Raw genomic sequence first — 16201 nt, 5'->3', positions numbered from 1 at the left:
ATTCCTGCTCCTCGTAGGAGCGGCTTCAGCCGCGAAACCGGTGAGCTTTCCGGCGCACGTTCACCACCGTGCTTCATCGAAGCTGTTCGCCACGAAGGCCTCCAACACCGCCAGCTTCGCGGCTGACGCCGCTCCTACAACAGCGGCACGATGAAGGTGCGTCGTAGGTCGGGATGCAACCGCAGTGTCACCAGCCAGGGCGCCAAGTCTTCAGGGATCCTGACACATCGCTGGCGTCGTTGTAGGAGCGGTGTCAGTCGCGAAACCGATGAGCTCTCCGAAGCACGTTCACCACCGTGCCCCGCCAAAGCTGCTTTCCACGAAGGTCTCCAACACCGCCAGCTTCGCGGCTAAAGCCGCTCCTACAACAGCGGCACGATGAAGGTGCGTCGTAGGTCGGGATGAAGCCGAAGTGTCACCAGCCAGGGCGCCAGGCCTTCAGGGATCCTGACACATCGCCGGCGCCGTTGTAGGAGCGGCGTCAGCCGCGAAACCGATGAGCTCTCCGAAGCACGTTCACCACTGTGCATCGCCGAAGCTGCTTTCCACGAAGGCCTCCAACACCGCCAGCTTCGCGGCTGACGCCGCTCCTACAACAGCGGCACCATGAAGGCGCGTCGTAGGTTGGGATGCAACCGCAGTGTCACCAGTCAGGGCGCCAAGTCTTCAGGGATCCTGACACATCGCTGGCGTCGTTGTAGGAGCGGCGTCAGCCGCGAAATCGGTGAGCTCTCCGAAGCACGTTCACCACCGGGCACCGCCAAAGCTGCTTTCCACGAAGGCCTCCAACACCGCCAGCTTCGCGGCTGAAGCCGCTCCTGTGATTGCGACAAAATACGGACGCTCGCGTGGGTCGTGATGTGTTTCCGGCCCACACATCAGCCATCGCGTCTGCATCGCATGCGCGTTCTCGCCGCGGCGCTACTTCAATAGATCCCAGTCGATGCAGGCTTCAAGCCAGTTGCTCTCAGGTGCCGGGGCGTCATCGATCACGCGCAGCTTCGCCAGTTCCTGTTGTGCGCTGAGTTCAAGCAACGACAGCTGTTGCATGCGTGGGCTGATGGCCATGCTGCTGTGTTGTGATGCCGCAACGGGTTTGGACGTGGTGCTCATTCGACAGGTCCGGGCACGGAAAAGCCCCGGCCATGGGCCGGGGCTTGAAGGCCTTCGATCACGACGAAGCTCAGAACAGCTCCACCGTGCCGGCACCCATGCTCTGCTGGGTGACCGGCTTGTGCGGCGGACGTTCCCACTCGTTGCGCATCTCGCGCAGACGGCTGCCGGTGCGTTGCAGTGCGGTGACCAGCTCGCCGTCGAACACGCCGCCATTGCGATGCAGCAGTTCCTGCAGCGCAACCGCTTCGCGGTTGATCGCGCCGAGTCGATCCAGGTGGGTATGCACGCCGCCCAGTGCCTGGGTGGCGATGTCCTCGAACTGCAGGGCGCGCACGGCTTCGGCAACGCTGCCATCGATGGAACGGCCGCATTCGGAAATCTCGCGCATGCCATCGCCGAGCGAATTGTTGATTGCCGCAACGTTCTCCAGCATCGCCGCTGCTTCCTGGCGCGCGTCGCGGGAGCGGTCCATGTCGCGCGAGGCCATGTGCGATACGGTCTCGCGCACCTTGGCAATGGCGTCCTTGGAGCTGTGCGCCAGCTTGCGGATCTGTTCGTTGAACGTGGTCGAACGCTCGGAGAGGTTGCGCACTTCGTCGGCGACCACCGCAAAGCCACGGCCGGCTTCGCCTGCGCGAGCTGCTTCGATGGCCGCGTTGAGCGCCAGCAGGTTGGTCTGGTCAGCGATGGATTTGACGTCTTCGAGCAGGGCGAAGATGCCGTCCAGGTGCTGCGCCATCTGGTCGATGTGCTGCACCGTGGTGTTGCTCTGGCCGCTGACCTGTTCCAGCGCTTCGACCAGCTGTTCCATCTGGTGGCTGGCGTGTTGGGCAAAACGGGCCACGTCCAATCCCGAACTGCCGTCTTCGCCGGCGCGGTCGATGATGCGGGCCAGAGCCTGGCTTTGCTGGCGCGACTTGCGGTTCATCGCGTCGAAGCTGCCGCCCAGGCCGGCCACGGCCTGGCGGATCAGTTCACGGGCGCGTTCGATCTCGCTGCGCGAACCATCGATTTCATTGCCGACGAAGCTGCGCAGCTCGTTGAGCAACTGGTCCTGCTCCTTGAGTACCTTGGCGTGTTCGGGCGAGCGTTGTGCCTGCGAATTGACGCTCCACCAGGCAAACACGAGCCAGCTCAACACCAGCGTGGTCAGGATTGCCCACACCGCGGCGGAGGGCCAGGACAGGGCAGCTGCCAGTGGCAGCAGGAAGGTCAGGGCCAGCGGTGCAGCCAGGCGGATAGCAATACGTGAATACATGGACGTTCTCGGGAGAGTCACGATTGCAGTATCGGCCGCAGCCAAGTTGTCTTTAGCCTTGGCTGGGCACTGTCCTATGTTCGTCCCGGTGACTGGTCCGGTTGCCAATTCCGGCAAGGGCCGGATGTTGGTCAGGCCGTGCGGGAACGATGCGAGTTGCGAGGCCGATAAAGGTTCCTGTCAGGAAAATGCCTGCAATTGCAGGTATGCCGGTTCGACCATTCATTCCCCGGGTGAGCGTCGCCTCCCCGGGAACGCTCACGTCTGAAGAAGATCCGTGGCCGCCGCCGTCAACCAGCCCGCAGTTGCAGACCCTGCGGCGGCGCTTCCAGGTCGGCTGAACTCAGCGCAGCTGGCGCTCGATGGCTTCGACCATGGTCTTGCGCGAGAACAGGAAGTCCCAGTAGGTGCCGCCCAGCTGCCGCCACAACACAGCCGAACGGACCGCGGCGAGCAACAGTGCGCGGATCTCAGATACCACCGCCGCCTGGCCCAGATAATGCGGGTTGCCCTGCACCATGATGCGCGGCTTGAGCTGGCTGATGGTGTCCGCGTACAGGCTGCCCATTGCCGCCAGTACATCCGGGTGGCTGCTGTCGCCCAGCTCCTGTGCCTGGCGGGCGGCTCGTGCGACGCCGGCCGTCACCTTGTCCACGGTGGCGTCTTCACGCACGAAGCGGCGCTCGAGCTGCATCACCGACAGGGTCAGGCGCGGCAGCAGGTCGTCCTTGCCCTGGTTGCGGAAGTAGTCGCGCACCAGCCGCAGGCCCGGTTCCAGCTGCGTGGTGCTGCCGTACACGGCGGCCGGGGAGGCCGCGTCGATGCGCATCACGCTGTCCATTGCGGTCCGCACGATGGCGTTCTCCGAATGGCCGGTTTCGGCGATACGACGCACCTGCTGCAGCGCCTGGGCAATGCCGGCAAGGGCAAGTACGCGGTCATCGATGGAAAAACTCATGGTTACCTCTCAAGGGGAAACGGGGGCGCCAAGCCGGCGCTCCAAGGGGGCGTCGGTGGCGGCGATCACCGCGCCACCCAGGCATTCGGGGCCGTCGTACAGAACCAGCGACTGGCCGGGGGTTACCGCCCGTTGCGGCCGGGCAAAATGCACATCCAGCGTGCCATCCTCGCGTACCTGCACGGTGCAGGGTTCATCGGGCTGGCGGTAGCGGGTCTGTGCGGTGCAATCGAAACGTGCGGCTGGCGGCGCCCCGGCAATCCAGTGCATGGCCTCGCTGCGCAGCCAGTTCGATTGCAGCCAGGGGCTGTCATGGCCCTGGTCAACGTACAGGATGTTGCGTGCCACGTCCTTGCCGACCACGAACCACGGCGCGGCAGGGCGGCCACGCACACCACCGATGTTCAGGCCTTCGCGTTGGCCCAGTGTGAAATAGAAAACGCCGGGGTGCCGGGCAATGACCTGGCCGTCCGGGTCGTGGATCTCGCCCTCGCGGGCCGGCAGGTACTGGCCGAGGAATTCACGGAAATCCCGCTCGCCAATGAAGCAGATGCCGGTGGAATCCTTCTTGGCGTGAGTGGGCAGGGCGGCCTCGCGGGCGATGCGCCTCAGGTCGCTCTTTTCCATGTGCCCGATCGGGAACAAAGTGGCCGCCAGTTGGGCCTGGCCCAACTGGTGCAGGAAGTAACTCTGGTCCTTGCCGCGGTCGGCACCGCGCAGCAGGCGCCAACGGCCACTGGACTCAACCACCTGGGCGTAGTGGCCAGTGGCGATGCGCTCGGCGCCCAGTTCGCGGGCCGCGTCGAGGAAGTGCTTGAACTTGACCTCGCGGTTGCACAACACGTCCGGGTTGGGCGTGCGGCCGGCCGCGTATTCGGCCAGGAAATGTTCGAAAACGCCCTGCCAGTACTCGTTGGAGAAATCACGGAAATGGAAGGGGATGCCCAGCCGCCCGCAGACGGCCACCGCATCGCGGCGGTCATCCTCGGCACGGCAATGGCCGCTGCCGTCGTCGGCCCAGTTCTGCATGAACAGCCCGGCCACGTCATGGCCCTGCTGCACCAGGGTGAGGGCGGCAACGGAAGAATCCACGCCACCGGAAACACCAACGACAACTCCGGGCTTGCTCACTGCACCTGCCTCACCATCGACAACGGAAAACGCTGGCCGGCAAGCCAGTCGGAAACGGTCTGCCAGACCAGCGGGCTGCGCAGCCGCGCCATATCGGCCTGCAGCGCGGTCGGTGACAGCCACAACGCCTGCACGATGCCCTCATCCAGCGGCTGCTGCGGATGGTGGTTGACCGGTTCGGCGGCAAAGGCGAAGCGCAGGAACGGCGAGCCATCGGGCGCGCTCCACTGGTATGTACCGATGAAACCGGTCAGGCGCACGTCCCAACCGGTTTCCTCACGGGTCTCGCGCACGGCCGCTTCAAGCAGGCTTTCGCCCGGCTCCAGATGGCCGGCCGGCTGGTTCAGCACCCGCCGGCCTTCCTTGTCTTCTTCCACCAACAGCAGTTGCCCGGCGCGGGACACCACGGTGGCCACGGTGACGTGTGGCGCCCAGCGCTGGGTCTGCGGGGTGTTCACGCTCAGTACTCGTCCTTGGACGTCAGTTCCAGTTCGATCTCATCGGCGCTCTTGGCGGCCGCATCGATGGCGTCGGACAGCACATCGGCGCTGGCATCGGCATCGATCTTGACCACGAACATGGCCAGGTCGCCCTGCTTGACCCAGCTGCCGAGCTTGGCGTCGTTGGAATCTTCCAGCAGGCGGTTGGCAACCTGCGCCGGGAACTGCGGGCTGGCGGACTTGTAGCCCGGCGACCAGATCTCACGCACATGATTGCTGCCGTAGGTCTCCACATTGGAGCGTACGAACACCAGCTGGGTGCGCTCGTTATCCATATCGAAAACCAGGCGGTAATCACCGTCCTCGTCGATCTCGTACTTGTATTCCAGCGTATCAAGCAGGCGGCCGGTAGCCCGGTCCGGTTCAGCGGCCACGGCGCTCCCCATCACTACGCCCATCAGGCTGGCCGCGACGATCCCTGCTGCGAACTTCTTCATGCAATCCCCATCTATTGGTTTGGTTTACCTGCAAATTGTGCGGGGCCAGGGGGTCTGACGTCCAATGGCGGCAAGCCCATCGGCACGGAGCCGTTATAATTGCCCGATGCCCCATAAGACCCAACACGAGAACGATCACGGCCTGCTGGTCGCTCCCAGCAAGCCCGAAGTCGCGCCGCCGCCGCAGTACCAGGTAATGCTGCTCAACGACGACTACACCCCGATGGATTTCGTGGTGACCGTGCTGCAGAGCTTCTTCTCGATGGACCTGGACCAGGCCACCCAGGTGATGTTGCACGTCCATACCCGCGGCCGCGGCGTCTGCGGCGTGTATTCCCGCGAGGTGGCCGAGACCAAGGTGGCCCAGGTCAACGAGTTCTCGCGGATGAATCAACATCCGCTGCTGTGCACGATGGAGCGCGCCTGAGCCCTGTGGCTGTGCCCATGGGGCAGGCCTTTGCGGTCTCTCCGGCGAGGCTGTCAGTATGGGAAACAGTATCCCGCCGGGGCGTTGAATGTCCTGCCCTTGTCCTGTGATGCACGTGCTGCCGGGCCTTCAAAGCTGAATGCAGGATTCACAGGGCTCCGGTTTGCTGGTTTTTGCTGACGCAGCGTGTACATCGGCGTCGCTAGGGTGCTGGAAAACGTGAAGCAAGGCCGCATATTGTCTCCAACCGGAATCGGAGTGCCCCATGTTCAGTAAAGACCTCGAGCAGACCATTGGTCAGTGCTACAAGCGCGCCCGCGAGGCCCGTCACGAATACATGACGGTTGAACATCTGCTGTTGGCATTGCTTGAAAACGCCTCCGCGCAAGCCGTCCTGAAGGCCTGTGGCGCCGACCTGGAGCGGCTGCATGCCGAGCTGGAGAAGGCGATCAACACCTCGGTCTCGCTGTTGGCCGAGGACGATGGCCGCGACACCCAGCCCACGCTGGGCTTCCAGCGGGTGCTGCAGCGCGCGGTCTACCACGTGCAGTCCTCGGGCAAGAAGGAGGTGACCGGCGCCAATGTGCTGGTCGCCATCTTCGGCGAGAAGGAATCGCACGCGGTCTATTACCTCAACCAGCAGGACGTGACCCGGCTGGACGTGGTCAATTACCTGTCCCATGGCGTGGCCAAGAATGGTGAGGAAGCCGATGGCTCGGCCTCGCTCGACGGTGAGCCACGGGCGGAAGGTGGTGACGGTGAGCCCAAGGGCGACTCGCTGGCCGAGTTCGCCAGCAATCTCAACGAGCAGGCCAAGGCGGGGCGCATCGATCCGTTGGTTGGCCGGCGTGACGAGATCGAGCGCACCATCCAGGTTCTGTGCCGCCGGCGCAAGAACAACCCGCTGTACGTCGGCGAGGCCGGCGTCGGCAAGACCGCCATCGCCGAGGGCCTGGCCAAGCGCATCGTCGATGGCGAGGTACCGGACGTACTGGCCGACTCGGTGATCTATTCGCTGGACCTCGGTGCGCTGGTTGCCGGCACCAAGTACCGCGGCGATTTCGAGAAGCGCCTGAAAGGCGTGATCAGCGCGCTGAAGAAGATCCCCAACGCGGTGCTGTTCATCGATGAGATCCACACCATCATTGGTGCCGGTTCGGCGTCGGGCGGCACCATGGACGCCTCCAACCTGATCAAGCCGGCGTTGGCGTCGGGCGAGCTGCGCTGCATCGGCTCGACCACGTTCCAGGAATACCGCGGCATCTTCGAGAAGGACCGTGCGCTGGCCCGGCGCTTCCAGAAGATCGACATCGTCGAGCCGACCGTCGGCGAGGCGTATGAAATCCTCAAGGGCCTGCGTCCGAAGTACGAGGCGCATCACGGCGTCACTTATGGCGACGACGCGCTGCAGGCGGCGGTGGACCTGTCGGTCAAGCACATCGGCGACCGGCTGCTGCCGGACAAGGCCATCGACGTGATCGACGAGGCTGGCGCTCGCCAGCAGCTGCTGCCGGAAGGGCAGCGCAAGACGCATATCGATATCGAGGAAATCGAAACCATCGTTGCCAAGATGGCGCGCATCCCGGCCAAGCAGGTCACCGCCACCGACAAGGACGTGCTCAAGCATCTGGAGCGCAACCTGAAGATGGTGATCTTCGGCCAGGACCCGGCCATCGACAGCCTGGCTTCGGCCATCAAGCTGTCGCGCTCGGGGTTGGGCAACCCGGAAAAGCCGATCGGCAACTTCCTGTTCGCCGGCCCCACCGGCGTGGGCAAGACCGAGGTCACCCGGCAGCTGGCCATGCAGTTGGGCATCGAGCTGGTGCGCTTCGACATGAGCGAGTACATGGAGCCGCATTCGGTCAGCCGCCTGATCGGTGCGCCCCCGGGCTATGTCGGCTTCGACCAGGGTGGCCTGCTGACCGAAAAGATCGTCAAGACGCCGCACTGCGTGCTGCTGCTGGACGAAGTGGAGAAGGCGCATCCGGACATCTTCAACATCCTGTTGCAGGTCATGGATCGCGGCATCCTCACCGACACCAACGGCCGTGAAGCCAACTTCAAGAACGTGATCCTGGTGATGACCACCAATGCGGGTGCCGCGCAGGCCGCGCGTCGTTCGATAGGCTTCACCAAGCAGGACCACGCCACCGACGCGATGGAGATCATCCGCAAAAGCTTCACGCCGGAGTTCCGCAACCGCCTGGATGCGGTGGTGCAGTTCCAGCCGCTGGGCTTCGACCACATCCTGCGGGTGGTGGACAAGTTCCTGATCGAGCTGGAAATGCTGCTGCAGGACAAGCACGTTTCGCTGTCGGCCACTCCGGCCGCGCGCGATTGGCTGGCCCATCACGGTTTCGATCCGGACATGGGCGCTCGCCCGATGAGTCGCGTGATCCAGGACAAGATCAAGCGCCCGCTGGCCGACGAGCTGTTGTTCGGCAAGCTGGTTGGTGGCGGCAAGGTCAGCGTCGACGTGCGCGATGGCGAGCTGGTGGTGGATACCGAGTCCGAGCCGGAGCACCTGCTGCCGGCCACGGTCGAGTAAACCGGACGCTTACGCGGTAAAGCCAATGCCCGCATCCAACGATGCGGGCATTTTCTTATCCGCAGGAGCGGCCTCGGCCGCGAAACCACGGATGCATCGATCAAGGAGCGCCCGGCAGGCCGATGGTGCCGGCGCTTTCTGGGGGCGGGCTGGATCGGGCAGGCGCAGCATTGCTCCCGGCTTGGCGGCCGGGGCGGCTCCTGCGACTGGATTTCACCCACGCAAAAAGGCCAGCACCCAGGCTGGCCTTTCTGGCAAACGCCACGCTTACCGCATTACTTCATGCGGTAGGTGATACGACCCTTGGTCAGGTCGTAGGGCGTCATCTCGACCTTGACGCGATCGCCGGTCAGGATGCGGATGTAGTTCTTGCGCATGCGACCGGAGATGTGGGCGATGATTTCATGCCCATTTTCCAGACGAACGCGGAAAGTGGTGTTCGGCAGCGTCTCACTGACGGTGCCTTCGAACTCGATGGAGTCGTCTTTCGACATGTAGTCCTGTGCAGTTCTGCGGACGGCCCATTGGGCCTAAGGGCGGGCATTTTACGCTTCCGCGCCCAATCATGCAAAGTTTGCGTTAAGTGACTGCCGGTTCAGCCAGCGCCGCTGCTGAAAACTCGCCAAAAACGCGGGTCCACGGGCCAACTTCCCCGTTTTGAGGGACCAGTTGGCGCACCTGTTCCAGGAACAGGGGGCGCGCCATCTGCTCCGCGCCAAGCCGCAGCAGATGGGAGTTCTCCACCTGCGCATCGATCAACGGCCAGCCCCAACTGGCCAAGGTCCGGGCCAGCGCGGCGAGGGCGACCTTGGAGCCACCGCTGCGCCCGCTGAACATGCTCTCGCCGAAGAACATACGGCCTATGGCCACGCCGTAGATGCCGCCGACCAGCTGATCCTCGTCGAACACTTCGACCGAGTGCGCGTAGCCAAGCCGATGCAGCTCCACATAGGCGCGATGCATGTCGTCGGTGATCCAGGTGCCATCCTGGCCGGGACGCGGGGCTTGTGCACAGGCTTGCATCACCTCCGAAAAGGCGGTGTCCGCGCGTACCCGCCAGGGTGAGGAGCGCAGCGTCCGGCGGAAGCGTGAGGACAGGTGGACGCGGTCGGTGCGGAAAACCATGCGCGGGTCCGGCGACCACCAAAGCAACGGCTGGCCCTCGGAGAACCACGGAAAGATGCCACCGGCGTAAGCATTGAGCAGGCGCACCGGGCTCAGATCGCCGCCCACGGCGAGCAGGCCGTCGGGCTCGCGCAGGGCCAGTTCGGCCGGCGGGAACGGCGCATCGCTGGCGTCGGCGAGCAGGTACGGGCCCTTGTTGTTCATGGCGTGTCGGGCGCCGGTTTGAACGGCGAATGCCGCTGCAGGGCCAGCGCGTAGCGGGCAACGTCCTCGCGTTCGCGTGCGCACCAGTCGCGCAGCGCATGACGAAACTGCGGGTGCGCGATCCAGTGGTGGCTGCGTACCTCCGTTGGCAGGAAGCCGCGTGCGAGTTTGTGCTCGCCTTGCGCTCCGGGTTCGAAGCGTTGCAGGCCTTCACGCAGGCAGTATTCGATGCCCTGGTAGTAGCAGGCTTCAAAATGCAGGCCGGGCAGGGTGGCGCCGCCCCAGTAGCGGCCATACAGCGTGTCGGCGCTGCGCAGGCACAGTGCGCCGGCAATCGGTTGCCCGTCCTGCAGGGCCAGGAACAGCACCAGCTGCCGGGGCATCTGTTCGGCCAGATGGGGCAGGAAAGACAGGGTGAGTGCCGGTGCGTTGCCGTACTCGGCGAAGGTCTGCAGGTAGAAGCCGTGCATCGCGCGAAGTTCGTCGGCGCTGACGTCACTACCGTGACGCGTCACAAATTCAATGCCGGCGCGCGCGACCTTGGCGCGTTCCTGGCGGATGTTCTTGCGGCGCTTGTGGTCCATCGCCGCGAGAAAGTCGTCGAAGTTCTGCCATTGCGGTTCGCGTTGCCACTGGAACTGCACGTCGGTGCGCAACAGCCAGTCCTGATCGAACAGCGGGGTTTCATCGGCCAGGTGGAAATTGATGTGGGCCGAGGACAACTGCGCCTCATCGACGTGCGCAACGATGGCTGCCAGCAGCGCACGCCGGTCCTCGTCGTTGCGGGCAAGTAGGCGCGGGCCGGTGACGGGCGAGTAGGGCACCCCGCCGAGCCACTTTGGGAAGTAATCCAGCCCGTTGCGCGCATAGGCGTTGGCCCAGGCATGGTCGAACACGAACTCGCCGTGCGAGTTGTGCTTGAGGTAGCCCGGTGCGGCGGCGACCAGTACCTCGTCGCGCCACAACGTCAGGTGCTGCGGTTGCCAGCCCCAGTCCGGGCGCAGGCAGTTGTGCAACTCCAGGCCGCTCAGGAAGGCGTGGCTGAGGAACGGGTTATCGCTGCCATGCAGCGCATCCCAGTCCGTGGCCGTGACCTGTGCCAGTGAGGAGATCAGTTTCAGTTGCGCAGTCATGGCTGCAACTGCAACAGATCGATCGTGGGCGGGTTGAACAGCCGCAACGGCAGGCCGATCTCGCCCACGCCGCGGGCAGTGAACACACGCACCGGCCCCTGCGCTGTCTGTGCGATCTGCTCGCCGCGATCAAAGTCGTATTCGGTGGGGATGGCCATGCGATACAACCACGGAATACGGATCTGCCCGCCGTGCGTATGGCCAGCCAACACGATGGTGGCATCGGATGGATGCAGTTGCATGACGCTGTCGGGGTTGTGGGCGATCACAATGGCGGGGCCATTGATGGCACCGGCTGCGCGCAGGAATCCGGGGTCGTCCTTGCCAGCCCAGCGGTCTCCAAGTCCGGCCCATTGTCGGCCTTGTGCATCGGTGATGATCTGGCCTTCGATGACCTTCACGCCGTGAGTCCGCAGGGCTCCGCGCAATTCCTTGTCCAGATCGCGACCGGGTGGTTCCTGGTCGTGATTGCCGAGGACGGCGTAGACCGGCACCTGCAGGCGCGCAAGTGGCGCGAACAGCTCATGCAACTCGCTGGCCTTCGCTTCATACGTCAGATCCCCTGCAATCACCACCGCATCCGCTGGCAAGGTGTTGATGCGATCAACCACGCGTTCGAGGAACTGGCGGTTCTTGTACACGCCCAGATGGATGTCGCTGATCAGCGCGATGCGGGCGCTGGTCCCGGTGCCGCGCAAGACCGTCTGGTTGACCTGGATGATCTGCGGCTCAATGAAACGTGCCCAGGCAAACAGCGTGCAGGTGAGCAGCAACAGCGCGAGCAGCCAGCGATGCTGGCCGCCGCGCCAGCGCCACAACAGCCAGGCGATGGCAGGAAAGACCAGCCAGCTGCCGTGAAACAACAGCTGCTTGATCAATACCTTGTCCATGCTGGCGGTTGCGACGGTTTGGAATCAGACGCCCTGCGCGTCCAGGAAGCGCTCTGCGTCCAAGGCGGCCATGCAACCGAAGCCGGCCGAGGTGATGGCCTGGCGGTAGTGCTGGTCGGCCACGTCACCGGCGGCGTACACGCCTTCCACCGAAGTCTGGGTGGCGTTGCCGCCCAGGCCCGAGCGGATTTCCAGGTAGCCGTTGTTCATCGCCAGCTGGCCCTTGAACAGGTCGGTGTTGGGCTGGTGACCGATGGCCACGAAGAAGCCGTGCGCCTCGATGTCGCGGGTGCTGCCGTCCTGGGTGGACTTCACGCGCACGCCGGTCACGCCCATCTCATTGCCCAGCACTTCGTCGACCTGGTGATGCCAGACGGTCTCGATCTTGCCTGCGGCAACCTTGGCGAACAGCTTGTCCTGCATGATCTTTTCCGCCTTCAAGGTGTCGCGGCGGTGCACCAGGTAAACCTTGCGGGCGATGTTGGACAGGTACAGCGCCTCTTCCACGGCGGTGTTGCCGCCGCCGACCACGACCACGTCCTGGTCCTTGTAGAAGAAGCCGTCGCAGGTGGCACAGGCCGAAACGCCACGGCCCTTGAAGGCTTCCTCGGACGGAATGCCCAGGTACTTGGCGGTCGCGCCGGTGGCGATGATCACCGCGTCAGCGGTGTACTGCGCGTTGTCACCGATCAGGGTGAACGGGCGCTTGGACAGGTCGGCGGTGTGGATGTGGTCGAACACCACTTCGGTGTCGAAGCGCTCGGCGTGCGCCTGCATGCGTGCCATCAGGTCCGGCCCCATCAGCCCGTGCGCATCGCCCGGCCAGTTGTCCACTTCGGTGGTGGTCATCAGCTGGCCGCCCTGCTGCAGACCGGTGATCACCAGCGGCTTGAGGTTGGCGCGGGCGGCGTAGACGGCCGAGGTCCAGCCGGCCGGGCCGGAGCCGAGGATGATGAGCTTCTGGTGGCGGGTGGGCAGGGACGGATGGCTGGAAGTGCTCATGTATACTCGCGAAAGTTCAGGATTGGCGGCCCGCTGGCGGTGTTCTGCAACTGTCCGGGCAAGCCCATAGAGTGGCGGTCGGCTCCCGGTGAATCAAGGCGCGTGAATGGAAAGACGTAGCCCGTCCAATGCAGTCACCCAACCTTCTTCCGATCGGTTCGCCCTTGCGCGGCGGTTTTCCGTGCTTTCTGTATAGGCGCCGTACGATACTGTCTGCGAATTGAGTGAAACACAGCGATCTGTCGTTTAATATCAATCACTAACCGTGCATTTCTAAGGTCTGGTCAAAGGTGGCGAAACAGGTCCCGGAACGTGGCAAGAATTCCAGCGCGGGCAATGCCGCGCGCAAGCCGGCCGCCGCCGCAGCGGACAATCCGCGCCGGCAGAAGCTTTGGCGTGACCTTGCGCTGATCGCCATCGCGCCGGCGCTGCTGTATCTGCTGGCGAGCCTGTTTACCTACTCGCCCGCTGATCCGGGCTGGTCGCAGTCCGGGTCCGTGGTGGCGCCGGTGCACAACATGGGTGGCAGGGTAGGTGCGTACATCGCCGATGTGATGCGCCAGTTGTTCGGCTATGTCGCCTATCTGATTCCACTGATGCTGGCTGCTGTTGCCTGGATCGCCATGTTCGGCCTCAACCGCGAAGACCGTGGCCAGGATGATCTCGGTCCGGCGCTGCGGCTGGTGGGCATTGTCGGCTTCCTGATCGGCGCCACCGGTTTCCTGTACCTGCGCATGGCGCCGGGCGATGTCGCCCGTGCCGGTGGCGGTCTGGGCGTGCTGGTTGGCAAGTCGCTGCAGAGTGGCTTCGGCCCGGTCGGCAGCAATCTGTTCCTGCTGGTGCTGTTGCTGACCTCGATCACCTTGGCGACGGGGCTGTCCTGGTTCGTGGTGATGGAGAAGATCGGCAAGTGGGTGCTGTCGTTGGGGCCCTTGCTCAACAAGAAGAAAGAGCAGGCCAACGAATGGCAGCAGACCCGCGCCCTGCGCGAGGAGCGCGAGGAAGTGCGCAAGGTCGATGCCGAGGTGCGGGCCAAGCGCGAGCCGGTGAAGATCGAACCGCGCCCTGTGCCGGTGATCGAGAAGAGCGACCGCGCCAAGCGCGAGACGCAGATTCCGATGTTCCAGGGCGTCAATGGCGACGGCTCGGACATTCCGCCGCTGGCCTTGCTGGACGACCCCAAGCCGCAGCCCAAGGGCTATGACGAGCAGACGCTGGAAACGCTGTCGCGCCAGATCGAATTCAAGCTCAAGGATTTCCGCATTGACGCGCAGGTGGTCGGTGCCTATCCGGGCCCGGTGATCACCCGCTTCGAGATCGAACCGGCGCCGGGCATCAAGGTCAGCCAGATCAGCTCGCTGGACAAGGACATCGCGCGCGGTCTGTCGGTCAAGTCGGTGCGCGTGGTTGACGTGATTCCGGGCAAGTCAGTGGTCGGCCTGGAAATTCCCAACGTCACCCGCGAGATGATCTTCCTGTCCGAGCTGCTGCGCTCGAAGGAATACGACAAGTCGGCCAGCGTGCTGACCCTGGCGCTGGGCAAGGACATTGCCGGCCGCCCGACGGTGGCCGACCTGGCCCGCATGCCGCACCTGCTGGTGGCCGGCACCACCGGCTCGGGCAAGTCGGTGGCGGTCAATGCGATGGTGTTGAGCCTGCTGTACAAGGCCAGCCCGAAAGACCTGCGCATGCTGATGATCGACCCGAAGATGCTCGAGCTGAGTGTCTACCAAGGCATTCCGCATCTGCTGGCGCCGGTGGTCACCGACATGAAGGAGGCCGCCAACGGCCTGCGCTGGTGCGTGGCCGAGATGGAGCGCCGCTACAAGCTGATGAGCGCGGTGGGCGTGCGCAACCTGGCCGGCTTCAACAAGAAGATCAAGGACGCCATCGACGCCGGCCAGCCGCTGATGGACCCGCTGTTCAAGCCGAACCCGGAAATGGGCGAAGCGCCGCGTCCGCTGGAGCCGCTGCCGTTCATCGTGATCTTCATCGACGAATTTGCCGACATGATGATGATCGTCGGCAAGAAGGTCGAAGAGCTGATCGCGCGCCTGGCGCAGAAGGCGCGTGCGGCCGGCATCCACCTGATCCTGGCCACGCAGCGTCCGTCGGTGGACGTGATCACCGGTTTGATCAAGGCCAACATCCCGACCCGCATCGCGTTCCAGGTCAGTTCCAAGATCGATTCGCGCACCATCCTCGACCAGTCCGGCGCTGAAGCGCTGCTGGGCAACGGTGACATGCTGTACCTGCCGCCCGGTACCGCGCTGCCGGATCGCGTACACGGCGCGTTCGTCTCGGACGAGGAAGTGCACCGCGTGGTCGAGCACCTCAAGGCCAGCGGCCCGGCCGACTACATCAGCGGCGTGCTCGACGAAGTGCAGATGATGGGCGATGGCGTGGTGGTCGGTGCGACCGGCCTGCCGGAGACCAGCAACGGCGGTGGCGATGAATCCGATCCGCTGTACGACGAAGCGCTGCGCATCGTTACCGAAACCCGCCGTGCGTCGATCTCCGGAGTGCAGCGTCGTCTCAAGATCGGCTACAACCGCGCCGCGCGCCTTATCGAAGCGATGGAAGCGGCCGGCGTGGTCAGCCCGCCCGAACACAACGGCGACCGCGCGGTATTGGCGCCGCCGCCGCCGAAATAATCGCCGGGCGGCATTCATTCAACGATTGCCGCCCATTCAGTTTGCAAGGGGCAGACTTTGCCTCACTCCAACCCATCCAGACACTACGCCGCCATGAATGCTTTCCTGCGCCACTCGTTCCTTGCCGTCGCCCTGGCCTGTGCCGGTGTTGCCGCGGATGCCCACGCAGGTGCCCGGGATGACCTGAAGGCCTTCACCACCGGCCTGCGCGGCCTGGATGGCCAGTTCGCCCAGCAGGTGTTCGATGCCCGCGGCAAGCTGAAGGAAACCTCCAGCGGTCGGGTGGCGTTGTCTGCGCCGCGTCTGTTCCGCTGGGAATACACCCGCCCGCATCCGCAGCTGATCGTCGCCGATGGCCGCAAGGTGTGGGTGTACGAGCCGGACCTGGAGCAGGCCACCGTTCGCGAGCAGGGCGCCGAGGAGCAGAACAGCCCGCTGACCGCACTGATCAACCCGGCATTGCTGGAGCGCCAGTACGACATCAGTGAGGAGGCCGCACCGCGTGACGGCATGCAGTGGCTGTCGCTGACGCCCAAGCGTGAGACCGAAGCCAGCTTCCAGTTCGCCGCGTTGGGCTTTGCGCAGGGTGGGCTGTCGCGCATGGAAGTGGTGGACGCGGTGGGCCAGCGGACCGTCATCGATTTCAGCGGCTGGAAGAAGAACCCGGGCTTTGCCGCCGGCACCTTCCGTTTCGAGCCGGGCAAGGACGTGGACGTGATCGGCGAGCGCTGAAACGCCCGCCACGAATACAAGGCTCAATGGCCGCCGCGTTAGAATGCCGGCGTGGCCAGATCCCGAAACATCTTCATTGACGACGC

15 protein-coding genes are annotated in these 16201 nt (G+C 64.4%); 4 read left to right on the top strand and 11 right to left on the bottom strand.

The window, feature by feature from the left end:
* Positions 1-921: 921 nt before the first annotated feature.
* The 6 genes from LR961_RS10155 to LR961_RS10130 all read right to left on the bottom strand — a co-directional run bounded on the left by LR961_RS10155 (position 922) and on the right by LR961_RS10130 (position 5361).
* Entirely contained in the window at positions 922-1113 is a 192-nt protein-coding gene (locus tag LR961_RS10155) for a hypothetical protein (protein ID WP_232148746.1), read from the bottom strand.
* A gap of 70 nt (positions 1114-1183) precedes the next feature.
* Positions 1184-2374: a methyl-accepting chemotaxis protein gene (locus tag LR961_RS10150; RefSeq protein ID WP_232148745.1), complete on the bottom strand. Its 1191-nt coding sequence runs from the start codon at positions 2372-2374 to the stop codon at positions 1184-1186.
* A 343-nt stretch (positions 2375-2717) separates the two neighbouring features.
* On the bottom strand, positions 2718-3332 hold the full coding sequence (gene hflD / locus LR961_RS10145) for a high frequency lysogenization protein HflD (protein WP_232148743.1): 615 nt from the start codon (positions 3330-3332) through the stop codon (positions 2718-2720).
* A gap of 9 nt (positions 3333-3341) precedes the next feature.
* Positions 3342-4463, bottom strand: coding sequence for a tRNA 2-thiouridine(34) synthase MnmA (gene mnmA / locus LR961_RS10140; RefSeq protein ID WP_232148742.1), 1122 nt, complete (start codon positions 4461-4463; stop codon positions 3342-3344).
* Positions 4460-4921 (bottom strand): NUDIX hydrolase, encoded by a 462-nt coding sequence (locus LR961_RS10135; RefSeq protein ID WP_232148740.1) that lies wholly within the window; start codon positions 4919-4921, stop codon positions 4460-4462. Before LR961_RS10135 ends, mnmA begins: the two co-directional genes overlap by 4 nt.
* A 2-nt stretch (positions 4922-4923) precedes the next feature.
* Complete coding sequence (locus LR961_RS10130; protein WP_232149305.1) at positions 4924-5361, bottom strand: hypothetical protein; 438 nt, start codon at positions 5359-5361, stop codon at positions 4924-4926.
* A 145-nt stretch (positions 5362-5506) separates the two neighbouring features.
* Here LR961_RS10130 and clpS point away from each other — a divergent pair, with 145 nt between their 5' ends.
* Positions 5507-5827: an ATP-dependent Clp protease adapter ClpS gene (clpS, locus tag LR961_RS10125; protein ID WP_232148739.1), complete on the top strand. Its 321-nt coding sequence runs from the start codon at positions 5507-5509 to the stop codon at positions 5825-5827.
* 265 nt (positions 5828-6092) lie between these two features.
* Positions 6093-8375, top strand: a complete 2283-nt coding sequence (gene clpA, locus LR961_RS10120; protein ID WP_232148738.1) for an ATP-dependent Clp protease ATP-binding subunit ClpA — start codon at positions 6093-6095, stop codon at positions 8373-8375.
* Positions 8376-8650: 275 nt separating this feature from the next.
* Here the strand turns inward: clpA and infA are convergent, their stop codons facing one another.
* The 5 genes from infA to trxB form a co-directional block, all read right to left on the bottom strand.
* Positions 8651-8869, bottom strand: coding sequence for a translation initiation factor IF-1 (gene infA, locus LR961_RS10115; protein ID WP_005409596.1), 219 nt, complete (start codon positions 8867-8869; stop codon positions 8651-8653).
* Positions 8870-8954: 85 nt separating this feature from the next.
* Complete coding sequence (aat, locus tag LR961_RS10110; protein ID WP_232148737.1) at positions 8955-9704, bottom strand: leucyl/phenylalanyl-tRNA--protein transferase; 750 nt, start codon at positions 9702-9704, stop codon at positions 8955-8957.
* The gene (locus LR961_RS10105) at positions 9701-10837 is read right to left on the bottom strand and encodes a GNAT family N-acetyltransferase (protein WP_232148736.1); all 1137 of its coding nucleotides are present in this window, start codon (positions 10835-10837) and stop codon (positions 9701-9703) included. Before LR961_RS10105 ends, aat begins: the two co-directional genes overlap by 4 nt.
* The gene (locus LR961_RS10100; protein WP_232148735.1) at positions 10834-11727 is read right to left on the bottom strand and encodes a metallophosphoesterase; all 894 of its coding nucleotides are present in this window, start codon (positions 11725-11727) and stop codon (positions 10834-10836) included. The genes LR961_RS10105 and LR961_RS10100 overlap by 4 nt, the downstream gene beginning before the upstream one ends.
* Positions 11728-11751: 24 nt before the next feature.
* Complete coding sequence (trxB, locus tag LR961_RS10095; protein WP_232148734.1) at positions 11752-12729, bottom strand: thioredoxin-disulfide reductase; 978 nt, start codon at positions 12727-12729, stop codon at positions 11752-11754.
* A gap of 290 nt (positions 12730-13019) precedes the next feature.
* On the opposite strand from trxB, the gene LR961_RS10090 reads away from it, so the two are divergent.
* Positions 13020-15383: a DNA translocase FtsK gene (locus LR961_RS10090; protein WP_232148733.1), complete on the top strand. Its 2364-nt coding sequence runs from the start codon at positions 13020-13022 to the stop codon at positions 15381-15383.
* Between the two features lie 93 nt (positions 15384-15476).
* Entirely contained in the window at positions 15477-16115 is a 639-nt protein-coding gene (gene lolA / locus LR961_RS10085; protein ID WP_232148732.1) for an outer membrane lipoprotein chaperone LolA, read from the top strand.
* The last annotated feature ends 86 nt before the right edge of the window (positions 16116-16201 follow it).

The sequence above is a fragment of the Stenotrophomonas sp. SY1 genome, from assembly GCF_021202945.1.
In the GTDB taxonomy this organism is placed as follows: Bacteria; Pseudomonadota; Gammaproteobacteria; order Xanthomonadales; family Xanthomonadaceae; genus Stenotrophomonas.
This window is presented reverse-complemented; position numbering and strand designations above follow the sequence as displayed.